The following is a 14,581-nucleotide window of genomic DNA, read 5'->3' on the forward strand; positions in this document are numbered from 1 at the left end:
GAGAAGAACTCATGGCAATCCGTAAGTACAAGCCGACAACCCCTGGTCGCCGTGGCTCGTCCGTCTCGGACTTCGCCGAGATCACCCGGTCGACCCCCGAGAAGTCGCTGATTCGCCCGCTGCACAGCAAGGGTGGTCGTAATGCGCACGGTCGCATCACCACTCGGCACCGCGGTGGCGGCCACAAGCGCGCCTACCGTCTGATCGACTTCCGTCGACTGGACAAGGACGGCATCCCGGCCAAGGTCGCTCACATCGAGTACGACCCGAACCGGACCGCGAACATCGCGCTGCTGCACTACGTGGATGGCGAGAAGCGCTACATCATCGCGCCGAAGGGCGTGCAGCAGGGCACCCCGATCGAGTCCGGCCCCACGGCCGACATCAAGCCGGGTAACAACCTGCCGCTGCGCAACATCCCGACCGGTACCACGATTCACAACGTGGAGCTGCGTCCGGGCGGTGGCGCGAAGATGGCTCGCTCCGCGGGCTCCAGCATTCAGCTGCTCGGTAAGGAAGGCACCTACGCCACGCTGCGTATGCCGTCCGGCGAAATCCGTCGCGTCGACGTGCGCTGCCGCGCCACCGTCGGTGAGGTCGGCAACGCCGAGCAGTCGAACATCAACTGGGGCAAGGCCGGCCGTATGCGCTGGAAGGGCCGTCGCCCAACCGTCCGTGGTGTCGTCATGAACCCGGTCGACCACCCGCACGGTGGTGGTGAGGGCAAGACCTCCGGTGGTCGCCACCCGGTCAGCCCGTGGGGTCAGCCGGAAGGCCGCACCCGCAAGCCCAACCGTCCGAGCGACAAGCTCATCGTCCGCCGCCGCCGCACTGGCAAGAACAAGCGATAACCAGGAGGGAGTAGAAGATGCCACGCAGTCTTAAGAAGGGCCCGTTCGTCGACGATCACCTCCTCGCGAAGGTGGACGTTCAGAACGAGAAGGGCACGAAGCAGGTCATCAAGACCTGGTCGCGTCGTTCCACGATCATCCCCGACTTCATCGGCCACACTTTCGCCGTCCACGACGGTCGTAAGCATGTCCCGGTGTTCATTTCGGACAACATGGTCGGGCACAAGCTCGGTGAGTTTGCGCCGACGCGCACGTTCAGGAGCCACGTCAAGGACGACCGGAAGAGCAAGCGGCGATGACGACTGAAACTCAGAACCCGACGGCTCGCGCGACGGCTAAGCACGTTCGCGTGACCCCGATGAAGGCTCGTCGTGTCGTGGACCTGGTCCGCGGCAAGCGAGTCGAGGACGCACTGGCGATCCTGAAGTTCGCTCCGCAGGCCGCGAGCGATCCGGTTGCCAAGGTCGTGGCAAGTGCCGCGGCGAACGCCGAGAACAACCTGGGCCTGAACCCGTCGACACTGGTCATCTCCACGGCCTATGTCGATGAGGGTGCGACCATGAAGCGGTTCCAGCCGCGTGCCCAGGGCCGTGCTTTCCGCATCCGGAAGCGCACCAGCCACATCACCATCGAGGTCGAGAGCGTCCCCACCGCCGGTGGATCCACTCGTAACCGCCGGAAGGGAGGGGCAAAGTAAATGGGACAGAAAATCAACCCCCATGGCTTCCGCCTCGGTATCACCACCGACTGGAAGTCGCGTTGGTACGCGGACAAGCAGTACGCGGAATACGTGAAGGAAGATGTCCAGATCCGCAAGCTCCTCGCCACCGGCATGGAGCGGGCGGGCATCTCGAAGGTCGAAATCGAGCGCACCCGTGACCGTGTGCGTGTGGACATCCACACCGCGCGTCCTGGCATCGTCATCGGCCGCCGCGGCGCCGAGGCCGATCGCATCCGCGCCGAGCTGGAGAAGCTCACCAAGAAGCAGGTGCAGCTGAACATCCTCGAGGTCAAGAACTCGGAATCGGATGCGCAGCTCGTTGCTCAGGGTGTTGCCGAGCAGCTGTCCAACCGTGTGGCGTTCCGTCGCGCGATGCGTAAGGCCATCCAGTCGGCCATGCGTTCGCCGAACGTCAAGGGCATCCGTGTGCAGTGCTCGGGCCGCCTCGGTGGCGCCGAAATGTCGCGCTCGGAGTTCTACCGTGAGGGTCGGGTTCCGCTGCATACCTTGCGTGCGGACATCGACTACGGCCTTTACGAGGCCAAGACCACCTTCGGTCGTATCGGTGTGAAGGTCTGGATCTACAAGGGCGACATCGTCGGTGGCAAGCGTGAGGTCACGGCTTCGGCCGCGCCCGCCGCTGGTGACCGCCGCGAGCGTCGTGAGCGGCCGAGCCGCCCGCGTCGGTCCGGTTCGGCCGGTACCACCGCGACCAGCACTGAGGCCGGGCGTGCTGGCGCCGCTACTGCGGTTGCCGACGCTCCGGCAGAAAAGCAGGAGGGCTGACGCATGTTGATGCCTCGGAAGGTCAAGCACCGGAAGCAGCATCACCCGGGTCGTTCCGGAATGGCAAAGGGCGGCACCTCGGTCGCGTTCGGTGAATACGGCATCCAGGCTCTCGAGCCCGCCTACGTCACCAACCGGCAGATCGAGTCGGCGCGTATCGCGATGACTCGCCACATCAAGCGTGGCGGCAAGATCTGGATCAACATCTACCCGGATCGCCCGATCACCAAGAAGCCCGCCGAGACCCGCATGGGTTCCGGTAAGGGTTCGCCGGAGTGGTGGATCGCGAACGTCAAGCCCGGTCGCGTGATGTTCGAAATGAGTTACCCCAATGAGGAGACCGCTCGTGAGGCCCTGCGCCGCGCGATGCACAAGCTCCCGATGAAGTGCAGGATCGTGACAAGGGAGGAGCAGTTCTGATGGCTACCGGAACACCGGCCGCAGAGCTCCGCGAGCTCACCGAAGAGGAGCTCGTCGCCCGCCTGCGTGAGTCGAAGGAAGAGCTGTTCAACCTGCGCTTCCAGATGGCGACGGGTCAGCTGGACAACAACCGTCGTCTGCGTGTCGTTCGTCACGAGATCGCGCGTATCTACACGGTCATGCGCGAGCGCGAGCTCGGTCTGGCCTCGGCACCCGCTGGCAAGGGAGATGCGGCATGAGCGAAACGAAGGAAGAGCGCAACAGCCGCAAGGTACGTGTCGGCTACGTTGTGTCGGACAAGATGAACAAGACGATTGTCGTCGAGCTGGAAGACCGTTACCGGCACAAGCTCTACGGCAAGATCATTCGCACCACCTCCAAGGTGAAGGCGCATGACGAGAACGAGACCGCCGGTATCGGCGACCGCGTTCAGCTGATGGAGACCCGCCCGCTGTCGGCCACCAAGCGCTGGCGTCTGGTCGAGGTCCTCGAGAAGGCCAAGTAAGGCTGATCTCGAGAAACTGAGTTCGAAGCCGAAGGCCCGCTTCCCATTTGGGAAGCGGGCCTTTTGCGTCGAGGACACGTGTGGCGAAAACCGTTGGCGTGAAATCGCGGCCGGTGACATTCTCGGGCGGTGCGGTCCTATCGGCAGATTCTGTCCAATCCGGCAGTCCGCAACGTCATCCTGCTAGGGACGCTGGTCCGGATTCCGTTCTTCGCGGGGGCTGTACTGCTCGCGTTGCATGTTGTGCAGACGTTGCACGGCTCCTATTTTCAGGCAGGGGTGCTGAGCACGGTCGTCACCCTGTGTACCGCGTTGAGTGGGCCGTGGCGTGGCAGATTGCTCGACCGGATGGGGTTGCGGCGCACGATCGCACCGTCCATTCTGGTCGGTGCGGTGTGCTGGTCGGTCGCGCCGTTCGTCGACTATGTTCCGTTGCTGGTGTTCGCCGGGGTCGCCGGACTGGTCGATATCCCCATCTTCGGAGTGGTTCGCCAGGCGGTTATCGCGGCAACTGTCGAGCAGAACAGGCAATCCGCACTCGCGTTGGAGTCGGTATCGGTGGAGTTGGCCTTCATGGTCGGGCCGGTGCTCGGAGTCGCTGCGGCCACCTGCTGGTCGACGACGGCGGTGCTGTTCTGCGCGCAGATGTGTCATGTGCTCGCCGGGATTCTCCTGTGGTTGCTGAATCCGCCATTGCGGTCGGATACCGACGACAATGCGAAGGTGGCGGTCACGCGTCGCAGCTGGTTCCAGATCGAATTCATCGCGCTGTGCATCGGTGCGAATGTGGCGATGGTGGCGCTCGCCGCTGCCGAACTGACCCTTGTCGCCGCTATGCGGGAGTTCGACGCGCAGCGATGGCTTGGTGCGGTGATGGCCGCGTGGGGTTTGGGGTCGCTGGCCGGCGGCCTCGTCTACGGCGCATTGAATCGATCGATCTCGACCTATGTTCTGCTTGCCGCGCTGGGCGCCGTCACCGTTCCGATGGCTGTAGTCGGTGGACCGGCATCCCTCGCGGTGGCGGGCTTCGTAGCCGGACTCTTCTGCGCACCAACGGTTATCGCGTCAGTCGACCAGTTGAGTCGAGTCGTTCCGGAAGGCGGTCGCGGCGAAGCGATCGGTTGGCATGGTGCGTCCATGACCTTCGGCAATGGCATCGGTAGTTCCCTCGCGGGCATCGCCATCGACGCGGGCGGGTTCCGAGCGGGGTTCGGCGCGTCCGCAGTACTCGCCCTCGTGCTCGGCGTTGCGTTGGCGATATCGGTCGGAGCGAAAGGCTCGCGTTTGTTCGTCAACTGACGGCGTAGGGCCTGCGGACTTTGCGGGCGGAGTCGAGGACTCGGGCCACGGAGGAGCGGGGGAGGCCGACTTCGCTGCCGATGCCGAGGGGGGTCCAGGATTGGTCGGCGAGGGTGAGGATTTCGGCCAGTTGCTCGACAGGGAGGGTGGACAGCCCGCGTTCGGCGATTTCCCTTGCTGCCGCCCATACTTCGACGTCGTCCAGTTCGGCGACAATGTCGTCGGTCTCGGAGTAAGGGGGTTCGGCGGGCAGAGCTTGGGCGGTTTCATTGCTCACGTCAACTGAGTTGCCGCGAGGCTCCTCGGCAGTGGAACGCTTGTTGTCCTCGGCGCTCGCTACCTGGAGTTGAGTGCCGCCGCGGACGGATTGGTCCAGGCCGAGATCGGTGTGATCGCCCGACATCGAGCCCTGATGGTTGATCGCGTCGGGCTGAATGTCGCTGGAGCTGGGCCCAATTTCGTCGGAGCCGGACTGAATCTCGTCGGGGCCGATCCGAATGTCGTTGGTGTCGGGCTGCGCTTTGCTGGCGCCGGGTCGGTCACCGGCATCGACGATCGGCGTTGCGGAACGCTGCCCGCTCTGGGCAGTGCGCGCGCCCGTGTGTAACCGATCGCCACCCGTCGAGTGCTGTTCAGGAGACGTGGTGCCGCTGTTGGATTCGAGGGTCCCGCCGGTCGGGCCGATCGTTGGATCGGCGAGTGGATCCACGTCGTGGTTGGCGAGTAATTCGAGGAGGTCCGCCGGCTCGTCGCGTGGGATTGTCGGCACGGTGGCCACAACTCGCCGGCTTTGCTGGAGGTTGGGCCCGTCATCGGCATCGACGACGGGCGCGCTATCGATGAGTAGGGCGTAACGCGCGGATACCCAAGCGTGCAGCCAGATTACGACGCCGACCATGATCGGTGCGATCGCGTATTCGGCGGCACGGCCGAGCGCGCCCGCGGCGAGATGCGGACCGGCGTTGAGTGCGATGGTGGTGCCGAGCAGGGCTGCCTCGAAGAAGATCACCTTGCCTCGGGCCAGTTCTCGGCCCCACCGGGCGGCGGTTGTCGCGGCCACCATAATGGTGATGATCGGGATCGAGATCATGGCCTCGATGCCATAACTCAGCCAGTACAACGGATCGGTCATATCGCCGCTCGGCACGAGGTTGTGCTGAACGTTCACCCCGGCCCACACCATGCCGAGCACTACGACCGCGATCAATGCGCGCGAGGACCATTCGGCCCGTCGATACAACTGAGCCAGTCGCGCATCCTGATTCGACACCCGGCGTCGTGCCGCCAGCGCCCGGCGGTGCCAGCGAGCATCGGCGTCATCGGCCTTGCGGATCGCCGCCGCGGTCCGCCGATCCCGCACTTCGGCCGCGAGTTCGTCCTCCACAGCGCGGCGTCGCTGTAGCCGCCGCTGTGTCCGAACCCATTCCGCGAGCTCGCGTTCCGCCGCGACTTCCTCATCGGACAGCACCGCGAGCAATGCCGAATCGTGCTGCAGCGGTAGCTTCCCCCGCGCGGTGGCCACCTGCTGCGCCAACGCCGCGATCTCGGAACTGCCGGCCGACTGTTCGTCGGGCATAGCGAGCCTTCCCAGGAGTAGGCGTCAAACCGTGCGCCCTACTTGCTCGAACATACGTGTGATCGCAGTGAGACTAAACCGGCATCTGGTCGTGGTCAATGACAGCGTTCACATGGTTCGAGCAAACAGCTGACTCGGCAATGTCGCAACTCGAGACTTCGTATCGGCAGGCCGCAGCCCGGCGCGGTCGGTCGTCGAATGATGGATCGTGGACCATGTCGGCTACGCCGGGGCCCCGGAATGGGCGCGGCGATCGGTGTGCACCGGTGCGGATTCGCTGTGCGGCCGAGAGCTTGTCTTGCAACGCCGCGTGCGGCGCGCCCGATCAGGCGAAGGTAGTTTGCCAGACAATCGCCGCGGCAAGCGCGCCAGCGCCGTTGAGCGACCAGTGCAAGGCTATCGGCGCGAGCAGGCTGCCGCTGCGTCGCCGCAGCCAGGTGAAGACCATGCCCGCGGCCGCGGTGGCGATGACGGCGAGCAGGATGCCGATGATCTGACCCGCCGGGCCGCCACCGATGAATCCGGTCAGGCCATGGTTGCTGCTGGTCAGACCGAGCGATGAGGCGATGTGCCACATGCCGAAAAGTAGTGAGCCTGTCGCGAAGACACCGCGCACGCCATAGACGCGGTCGAGGGTGCCGTGCAGGACACCGCGGAAGGCCAGTTCCTCGGGGATAGCCGTTTGCAGCGGGATCACGATCATCGATGCGATGAGCGCACCGGAGATGGTGGCGTAACGGTCGGCGAGGAAGAACGGCCGAGTGATCGGCAGTGCGGCGCCGATCGCCACGACGGCGAGCACCAAGCCCACCGCACCCAGCGCGTACAGCGACCCGCGCCGCCAATGTCTTGGGGAAAGCCCGAGCTCCGACCAGCCGAGGCCGCGGCGACGAACCAGCGCGAGCAGGATGACGGCGGCGAGCGGGACGGTGAAGATGCTGGCCCACACGGTGGTGAAATGGGCGATCAGATTGGTGCCTGCCAGGACGGCCACGACGACGACCACATCGATGTACGCGTGCAGTTTGTGGCGGGGCGGAGCCGTTTCCTCGAGGTCCTGTTGAAGCACCCGGCCAAGTGTACGGATGTGCGGAACCCGCGGCGCCGACGAAAGGCGGACCGGCCGGGCAGGCATTGAAATCGGGAATTCGGCGTCGTAGCTCATTTTTCGCTCATGAGCGTGGCAATGTCCGATTCACCATGATCGTTTACGAGAATTGGCGTGTGACGAAGCAGACCGATGTGAGCGGGGCTGGAGCGCCGGGTGGTGTCAGCCTGCCCACTTTTCCGGGTCATCCCATGCTTGTAGCGTGCGCGTCGTTTCGAAACGACGCGGCTCGCCGCTGATCGGATCGGTGAACTCGAGCGCCGCCGCGAGTAGCTGTAATGGCCGGGTGAAATCGTCGACCGGTTTGTCGGTGATATCCGGATAGAAGTCGTCACCGAGGATCGGGATTCCCAGACCGTTCATGTGTAGACGCAATTGATGGGTGCGGCCGGTATGCGGGCGCAGTCGATAGCGGCCCAGGCCGTCGCGATGCTCCAGCAGTTCGATCCGTGTTTCGGCATTGGGCTCACCCGGCACTTCCTGCGCCGCGAGCACCTGTTTTTCCTTGATGATCCGGCTGCGGACCGTGCGTGGCAGTTCGAGATCGGGATCGAACGGTGCGATCGCCTCGTATTCTTTGCCGACGGTGCGCCTGTGGAACATGGTCTGGTATGCGCCGCGGCGGGCCGGGTCGATCACGAACAGAATCAGTCCGGCCGTGACACGGTCGAGTCGGTGCGCGGGTATCAGATCGGGCAGGTCGAGTTCGCGGCGTAGCCGAACCAGTGCGGTTTGCAGGATGTGCTGGCCGCGCGGAATGGTCGCGAGGAAGTGCGGCTTGTCGATCACCAGCAGGTCGTCGTCGCGATGCACCACGGTGATATCGAATGGGACCGTGGTTTCTTCGGGCAGATCGCGATGGAACCAGACGGCCCCGCCGGGCTTATAGGGCGCGTCGGGCGCAATCGGTCCGTCGAGATCGACGATTCCACCTTCGTGCAGCAGTTGGTCGATGCGCGCCGGGGGCACTCGGGGCAGCCGTTCGACCAAATGGTCACGGACGGTCGCCCAATCGCCCTCCTCCGGCATTCGGAGGCGGGCTGGATCCAGGCCGTGCCGCTTGGGCAACGGCGGCTGCTGCCGCCTTCTCATCGAGACCAACGGTAGTCGCCGCACCTCGGACGGAGCCGACCGGGAACCGGTGTGAACGACAACGGGGATGTAACTTAGCCTTACCTACCTTTTTGGCCGCGCTTGTGTGAGGATGAGGGCGATTCCGGCGAGATTCACGAAGGTCGAGAGGCGAGGTCAGATGACGGTGGAGGTCGCACCGGTAGCGACTGCGGATACGGGGAACCGGCCGCCGCGAGCGGTACGGAAGGAGCGCAAACAGCAAGAAGCATTGGCGCGCAAGGAGATTCTCGCGCCGGTGCGGCGCACGCTTACGCTCGCGAGCATCATCGTCGCCATCGCCTCGGTGGGCACCGTGGTGCCGTTCATCCTGATCGTCGAGGCGTGCGGTGAGCTGCTCGCCGATTCGGTCGACACCGATCGCGTGTGGCGGCTGCTGCTGATCGCGGTCCTCGTGCTCGCAGCGCGTGGGCTCTTGCAGGCGGCGGCATTGACCTGGTCGCACCTGGTGGACGCTAGTTACCAGCTCACGCTGCGCAGGCTGCTTGCCGCGAAGCTGACCAGGGTGCCGCTCGGCTGGTTCGGTGAGCGGTCCTCCGGCGAGGTAAAGAAGTATCTGCAGGACGACGTGGAGGCACTGCACTATCTGGTGGCGCACGCGAGGCTGGAATTCGTCGGCGCGCTCACCGTCCCGCTTGTCACGCTCGGCTACCTGGTCACCGTCGATTGGCGGCTCACCCTGGTGTTGCTTATTCCGTTGGTCGCCTACGCGGTGTTGTTCGGCAGAATGATGGATCAGGACGGCCGGGACCGGATGGCGGTCTACAACCGCTGGGAGCGGCGCACCCAGGACGCGACCATCGAATTCGTCGACGGTATCCAGGTTGTCCGGGCGTTCGGTCAAGCCGGCAAGGCGCACAAAACATTTCAGGACGCGGTGGACGGTCAGGCCAAGAGCCTGGATCGGTTGAAGACACCGATTATCCGGGTCCAGTCGGCGTCCGACATTGTGGTGGCTCCGGTTTTCGTCATGCTGGTCGTCGTGCTCGGTGGGCTTGTCATGGTCGGCCTTGACTGGGTGGCGCCACTGGATGTGTTGCCGTTCTTGCTGGTCGGTCTCGGATTGGGGAGTTCGCTACTCGGTTTGGGTTACGGTTCGCAGGCATTACGCGCGGCCGGTGCCGCCGCCGTGCGACTGCATGAGCTGCAACAGACGCCCGAATTGACCTCGCGGCCGCCCGTGGACTCGGCGCGGGACCCACGGACAGTCGCCGGCACAGTCCGTTTCGAGGATGTCCGGTTCGGCTATCGCGCCGATCACGAGGTGCTGCGCGGTATCGATCTCGAACTCGCGCCGGGCACTATCACCGCGCTGGTCGGTCCGAGTGGATCCGGTAAATCGACACTGGCCAAGCTGCTACCACGCTTCTATGACGTCACCGCTGGTCGTATCACCATCTCGGGCAAGGATATTCGCGACTATCCATCCGACGAGCTGTATCGCACCGTCGGATTCGTGTTCCAGGACGTGCGGCTGATCCGCGGCACGGTGCGGGAAAATCTCCAGCTCGCCCGGCCCGACGCGGGCGACGATGCGCTCGAACGCGCGGCGCGAGCGGCCCAGATCCACCATCGGATCCTGGCGCTGCCGCGTGGCTACGATTCCGAGATAGGCGTCGATGCGACGCTGTCGGGCGGTGAGGCGCAACGGCTTTCGATCGCGCGGGCGCTGCTCGCTGATACCCCGGTGCTCGTGTTGGACGAGGCGACCGCGTTCGCCGACCCGGAATCGGAGGCCGCCGTACAGGATGCGCTCGCCGTGCTGGTCGCCGGACGTACGGTGCTGGTCATCGCGCATCGCCTGCACACCATCACCGGTGTCGACCGAATTCTGGTGCTGGAGAACGGGACTCTGGTCGAGCAGGGCGATCACGACAGCCTGTGTGAGGCCGGTGGCACCTATCAGAGCCTGTGGGAAATCAACGAGGCCGCGCTGAGTCGACTCGCACTGGTCGGGGATGGCGTATCGAAAGAGGGGACACGATGATCGGTAAGGTTCTCGGACTGGTTCCGGGCGAGTTCGCCCACCTCACACCGAAACTGCTGGCTGCCATCGTCGGTGCGGCATTGAGTCAGGCGCTCGCCTACCTATTGCTGGTGCCGGTGCTGGAGGCTCTGTTCGATGATGACCTCGGTCGGGCCTGGTTCTGGGCGCTGTGGATGCTGGTCGCCGTCGCCGCGGTGGTCATTTTCGGGTACCTGCAAGCCGCGATCGGACTGCGGATCGGTGTCGGCATGCAGCGTGGCCTGCAAACCCGCCTCGGCGATCATCTGAACGCATTGCCGCTGGGTTGGTTCGAGACGCACAGCGCCGGACCGCTGTCGCGGATCGTTGTGGAGAATGTGCGCGAAATCCAGGGCCTGATCGCGTATCTGCTGGCCAAGGTGTTCACCAGCATCCTGGTTCCGTTGGGGGTCGCGGTCGGCATGTTGTTCATTGATTGGCCGATAGCGGTGGCCATGCTGCTGGCCGCCCCGGTGTTGTACCTGATCAATGGTGTCGCCAACCGCGCGTACACCCGGTCGGATGAACGAATGCACGCCGCCGCGGCCGAAGCTGATTCGCGGGTGGTCGAATTCGCGCAGGCACAGCCGGTATTGCGGGCCTTCGGTGCGGTCGGCCCTGGTAACCGGGCACTGGACAGTGCGCTGACGCGGCAGCGCTCGGCCATCTCACGGCTGATGTTCGCGACAGTGCCGGGGCTGATCGTGTTCGCACTGTTCGTACAGGCGGTCTTTCTGGTGCTGGTCTACCTCGCCGTGGGCAGGATGACCGACGGTGCGATCTCGGCCGCAGCCACGATCGCGCTGATCGCGGTGAGTGCCCGGTTCATCGAGCCGTTGAATCAGGCCGCGCAGCTGGGCAATGCGTTGCGCTCGGCCGCGGCGGCAGCCGACCGGGTCACCGAGTTGCTCGCGCAACCGGCACTGCCGGAGTCGAAGAAGCCGGTCATACCGGGGGCGCCGTCGGTTGTCTTCGACGATGTCTCGTTCGGATACCGGCCCGGCGAACCGGTGCTGTCAGATTTGACGTTCTCGGTACCCGCGGGCACGACGACGGCGATTGTCGGCCCGAGCGGCGCGGGCAAGACGACACTGCTGAGACTTGTCGCCCGGTTCTACGACGTCGACTCCGGCCGGGTCGCGGTCTGCGGGCACGACGTGCGTGAGCAACCTTCGGAGACCCTGCTCGACCAGCTGTCGCTGGTCTTTCAGAATGTCTATCTGTTCGACCAGTCCGTGGCCGACAACATTCGAATCGGCAGGCCCGAAGCCACCGATGCCGAACTGCGCCGGGTGGTCGAGGCGGCCAGGGTGGACGAGATCGTCGAGCGACTGCCCGATGGGCTCGACACCGCCGTCGGTGAGGGCGGCGCGACACTGTCTGGTGGTGAGCGGCAACGGGTTTCGATCGCCCGCGCCCTGCTCGAGGACGCGCCGATCGTGCTACTCGACGAGGCGACCAGTGCGCTGGATCCGCACAGCGAGGCCGTTGTGGTCCGTGGCATGCACGAAATCACCAGGGACAAGACGGTGATCGTCGTCGCACATCGCCTGGCAACCATTGCGCACGCCGACCAGATCCTGTTCCTGGACGGTGGCCGCATTGCCGAACGCGGAACGCACGACGAGCTATTGGCGCTCGATGGGCGCTACGCGGACTTCTGGAACGAACGCTCCCGTGCTTCGGGTTGGCGTCTGGAGCCCGTTGCGGTCTAGAAACGCCACCGCATTCCCAGGGCCTCGTACTCGTTCGGGCGGGAGCGAGTATGAGGCGCGAGAAGTGTTGTGGCGCTGGCATATATGCCTTGGAACTATTTCCAGTACGCCCGGGATTTGATCGATGTCTTGGGCAGACCATGAGTTGTCCCGAGCGCCTTGACGATCGTGCGCGTCGTATGACCGTCGCAGGCCACCCAGGCGTAAGCGTCTTGCGAGCAGTCAATTTCGTGCGCCTGCTCGCGCAGCAGCCTGCCGTCGTCTATGCGCTGCAGCCAGGTCACCTGATGCTGCGGTCTATTGCGAACCGGCAACATTGTGTCGGATTCGTATTGCCATTCCAGCCAGACGCGGGCCGGGACATCGCCGATCGCGTCGAGCAGCGAATTGATCGCGGGCAGCGATGCGGTATCGCCGAAGATAAGGAACTCGCTGGGCAGCGGATCGGGGAGTTCGAAGTCGGAGCCGAGCACCGAAACATCGATTTCGTCACCGGCCGTGGCATTTTGGGCCCACACCGAAGCGGGGCCGTGGTGCACGGCGAATTCGATCGAGAACGTGTCGTCGGCCGGGTCGGGGTCGACGAGGGTGTAACCGCGCTGATGTTCCTTCTCGCCGTCGGGGATCCAGAGCCGAACCCACTGGGTGGGGTGAATGGGGTGGTCGGCGAGCAGCCCTCCTGCGGAGAAGCCGAGCCGCAGGTACTTGTCGGTGACGTATTCGGTCGAGGTGACCGTGAGCCGGTAGTCCTCGGCACGCCACGCCTTCAGCATCAAGCCTTCGAATCCTCTACCCATACAACTAAGGTTAGCCTAAGAACACCTGGGAGTCGTCTGTGGTCTGGATCACTGACTTCGAATGCGGCAAATAACCCTCGCGACCGGAGGCGCATTGCCGTTGTGGCGCAGGTATTTACACCGTGCGGGCCAGCATCGCGATGCTGGCGACCGTGCATTTGCCTTGGTGGCTCAGCCGACTTGTTCCGGGGTTGATCATCGGTGCGTCCATTCGTTTGTCTGCGTGAGTGCGTCCGTTCGCGGGCTGGTACTACTGTGCAATATAAGGTAAGCCTATGCAAAGAAGATAGCGGTACTGGTGCGGCAGATCACCGCGGCATATTGAGCAGAGGAGAACCGGTGGAAACGCTTCTTGTGGTGGGCGCCGGCCCGAAAGCCCTTGCGGTGGCGGCGAAAGCGCACGTGTTGCGGCAGCTGGGTTTGCCCGCGCCGCGGGTCGTGGTGGTGGAGGCGCACGCGGTCGGCGGCAATTGGCTGCCCAGCGGCGGCTGGACCGATGGGCAGCATCGGCTCGGCACCAGCCCGGAAAAGGACGTCGGCTTCCCGTATCGCTCGACCTGGGCGCGCGGACGCAATCGCGAGATCGACGCGGCCATGACGGCGTACAGCTGGACATCGTTCCTCGTCGAGCATGGCACCTACGCCGAATGGGTCGACCGCGGTCGACCCAGCCCGCACCATCATGTGTGGGCCAAATACCTGCAGTGGGTGGCGCGCGCAATCGATCTCGAGGTGGTCTTCGCCACGGTGGATTCGGTCGCGGCCGCCGCCGATGGCTGGCTGGTCTCGGTGACCGACGCCGACGGCCTGACCACCGAAATCGACACGGACGCACTGATGATCACCGGCCCTGGCCGCAGCCGCCAAGCTCTGGCCGAACATCCACGGGTGCTGAGCATTGCCGAATTCTGGGATCTGGCGGGCAAGCGCGGTCTGCCGCCGTCCTCACGCGCGGCGGTGATCGGCGGCGGTGAGACCGCGGGGTCGGCGCTGGACGAGCTCGTCCGCCACGACATGCTGACCATCTCGGTCATCTCGCCGCAGGCGACGATCTATACGCGAGGCGAGAGTTACTTCGAGAACTCACTTTTCAGCGATCCGATCAAATGGAACGCGTTGGGCATGGAGGAGCGTCGCGATGTCATCCGTCGCACCGATCGCGGTGTCTTCTCGGTGCGGGTGCAGGAGAGCCTGATCGGTGACAATCGTGTGCATCACCTGCGGGGCCGGGTGGTGCGGGTCGCCGAACACGGTGACGGTGTCGCGATGACATTGCGTAATGATCGCCGCCCGGACCAGGTGCACGCCTTCGATCTGGTGGTCGATGCGACCGGCGGGCAGCCGCTGTGGTTTCTCGAGCTTTTCGACGCGAATGTGGCCGACCTGCTCGAGCTCGCGGTCGGTGGTCCGCTGAATCAGGCGCGGATCGAATCGTCGATCGGTTACGACCTCGCGGTGTCGGGGCTGGAGGCCAAGCTGTTCCTCCCGAATATGGCCGCGCTCGCACAAGGGCCCGGTTTCCCGAATCTCAGTTGCCTCGGCGAACTTTCGGATCGCGTATTGCGCACCGCGTCGGTTCGCGGGCCAGCTGGAGTCCGCGGGACTGCCCGCATCGACTCCGCAATACTAGGGTAGGCTACCCTTAATTCGTTCTAGGTGAGGTTCTC

At 64.6% G+C, this 14,581-nt stretch carries 15 protein-coding genes; 11 read left to right on the plus strand and 4 right to left on the minus strand.

The features are described 5' to 3' along the window. Positions 1 to 11 precede the first annotated feature (11 nt). The 8 genes from rplB (at position 12) to LKE06_RS10800 (ending at position 4,582) form a co-directional block, all read left to right on the plus strand. Positions 12 to 851, plus strand: a complete 840-nt coding sequence (gene rplB / locus LKE06_RS10765; protein WP_227998445.1) for a 50S ribosomal protein L2 — start codon at positions 12 to 14, stop codon at positions 849 to 851. 17 nt (positions 852 to 868) lie between these two features. Further along, positions 869 to 1,150 carry a 30S ribosomal protein S19 gene (gene rpsS / locus LKE06_RS10770; protein ID WP_227998446.1) on the plus strand — a complete coding sequence of 94 codons (282 nt, stop codon included), beginning with the start codon at positions 869 to 871 and terminating at the stop codon, positions 1,148 to 1,150. Next, a complete protein-coding gene (rplV, locus tag LKE06_RS10775; protein WP_227998447.1) occupies positions 1,147 to 1,548 on the plus strand; it encodes a 50S ribosomal protein L22 in 402 nt (133 codons plus the stop codon). Before rpsS ends, rplV begins: the two co-directional genes overlap by 4 nt. After that, complete coding sequence (gene rpsC, locus LKE06_RS10780) at positions 1,549 to 2,358, plus strand: 30S ribosomal protein S3 (RefSeq protein ID WP_227998448.1); 810 nt, start codon at positions 1,549 to 1,551, stop codon at positions 2,356 to 2,358. It begins immediately after the preceding gene. A 3-nt stretch (positions 2,359 to 2,361) separates the two neighbouring features. After that, a complete protein-coding gene (gene rplP, locus LKE06_RS10785) occupies positions 2,362 to 2,778 on the plus strand; it encodes a 50S ribosomal protein L16 (RefSeq protein WP_227998449.1) in 417 nt (138 codons plus the stop codon). Beyond that, entirely contained in the window at positions 2,778 to 3,017 is a 240-nt protein-coding gene (gene rpmC / locus LKE06_RS10790) for a 50S ribosomal protein L29 (protein WP_227998450.1), read from the plus strand. The genes rplP and rpmC overlap by 1 nt, the downstream gene beginning before the upstream one ends. Continuing rightward, complete coding sequence (gene rpsQ / locus LKE06_RS10795; RefSeq protein ID WP_227998451.1) at positions 3,014 to 3,283, plus strand: 30S ribosomal protein S17; 270 nt, start codon at positions 3,014 to 3,016, stop codon at positions 3,281 to 3,283. Before rpmC ends, rpsQ begins: the two co-directional genes overlap by 4 nt. A 129-nt stretch (positions 3,284 to 3,412) precedes the next feature. Next, positions 3,413 to 4,582, plus strand: coding sequence for an MFS transporter (locus LKE06_RS10800; protein ID WP_227998452.1), 1,170 nt, complete (start codon positions 3,413 to 3,415; stop codon positions 4,580 to 4,582). On the opposite strand, the gene LKE06_RS10805 is transcribed toward LKE06_RS10800, so the two are convergent. The 3 genes from LKE06_RS10805 to LKE06_RS10815 all read right to left on the minus strand — a co-directional run bounded on the left by LKE06_RS10805 (position 4,575) and on the right by LKE06_RS10815 (position 8,358). Continuing rightward, a complete protein-coding gene (locus tag LKE06_RS10805) occupies positions 4,575 to 6,158 on the minus strand; it encodes a hypothetical protein (protein ID WP_227998453.1) in 1,584 nt (527 codons plus the stop codon). The two genes, LKE06_RS10800 and LKE06_RS10805, sit on opposite strands and share 8 nt — an antisense overlap. 325 nt (positions 6,159 to 6,483) lie before the next feature. Continuing rightward, positions 6,484 to 7,227, minus strand: a complete 744-nt coding sequence (locus LKE06_RS10810) for a CPBP family intramembrane glutamic endopeptidase (protein WP_227998454.1) — start codon at positions 7,225 to 7,227, stop codon at positions 6,484 to 6,486. A 201-nt stretch (positions 7,228 to 7,428) separates the two neighbouring features. After that, the gene (locus LKE06_RS10815; protein WP_227998455.1) at positions 7,429 to 8,358 is read right to left on the minus strand and encodes an RluA family pseudouridine synthase; all 930 of its coding nucleotides are present in this window, start codon (positions 8,356 to 8,358) and stop codon (positions 7,429 to 7,431) included. Between the two features lie 160 nt (positions 8,359 to 8,518). Here LKE06_RS10815 and LKE06_RS10820 point away from each other — a divergent pair, with 160 nt between their 5' ends. Further along, on the plus strand, positions 8,519 to 10,384 hold the full coding sequence (locus LKE06_RS10820; RefSeq protein ID WP_227998456.1) for an ABC transporter ATP-binding protein: 1,866 nt from the start codon (positions 8,519 to 8,521) through the stop codon (positions 10,382 to 10,384). Further along, positions 10,381 to 12,117 carry an ABC transporter ATP-binding protein gene (locus tag LKE06_RS10825; protein WP_227998457.1) on the plus strand — a complete coding sequence of 579 codons (1,737 nt, stop codon included), beginning with the start codon at positions 10,381 to 10,383 and terminating at the stop codon, positions 12,115 to 12,117. The genes LKE06_RS10820 and LKE06_RS10825 overlap by 4 nt, the downstream gene beginning before the upstream one ends. 95 nt (positions 12,118 to 12,212) lie before the next feature. Here the strand turns inward: LKE06_RS10825 and LKE06_RS10830 are convergent, their stop codons facing one another. Continuing rightward, positions 12,213 to 12,914, minus strand: coding sequence for a siderophore-interacting protein (locus LKE06_RS10830; protein WP_227998458.1), 702 nt, complete (start codon positions 12,912 to 12,914; stop codon positions 12,213 to 12,215). A 339-nt stretch (positions 12,915 to 13,253) separates the two neighbouring features. Between LKE06_RS10830 and LKE06_RS10835 the strand changes: the two genes are divergently transcribed. Then, positions 13,254 to 14,549, plus strand: coding sequence for a SidA/IucD/PvdA family monooxygenase (locus tag LKE06_RS10835; RefSeq protein ID WP_227998459.1), 1,296 nt, complete (start codon positions 13,254 to 13,256; stop codon positions 14,547 to 14,549). Positions 14,550 to 14,581 lie beyond the last annotated feature (32 nt).

Origin of the sequence: Nocardia australiensis (assembly GCF_020733705.1) — a bacterium.
GTDB lineage: Bacteria > Actinomycetota > Actinomycetes > Mycobacteriales > Mycobacteriaceae > Nocardia > Nocardia australiensis.